Here is a 272-nt window from a genome sequence, read left to right as displayed (position 1 = left end):
GCCGTTGAGCAGGCAGAGCAACAAAAGCAAGCACAAGAGACTCAGCGTTTAGAAACTGAACGCTTAGAAGCCGAACGTATTGAACAACTTCGTCTTGAACAGCTTGATCTAGAAAATAAGCGTCTTGAGCAAGAGCGTGTCGACAGTGAACGAGTAGAACAAGCCCGTATCGATGCTGAGCTTATTGCTGCAGAAAAGCTAGCTGCTGAGCAGGCTGAGCAACAAAAGCAAGCACAAGAGACTCAGCGTTTAGAAACTGAACGCTTAGAAGC

At 47.1% G+C, this 272-nt stretch carries 1 pseudogene; it reads left to right on the top strand.

The features are described 5' to 3' along the window. A pseudogene (locus tag AAEZ02_RS22525) lies at window positions 1-272 on the top strand (signal recognition particle-docking protein FtsY); the annotation flags it as partial.

Source organism: Shewanella sp. T24-MNA-CIBAN-0130 (assembly GCF_040310185.1).
In the GTDB taxonomy this organism is placed as follows: Bacteria; Pseudomonadota; Gammaproteobacteria; order Enterobacterales; family Shewanellaceae; genus Shewanella; species Shewanella psychromarinicola.
Note: the sequence above shows the minus strand (reverse complement) of the source record. Positions and strands in the feature narration are given on the sequence as shown.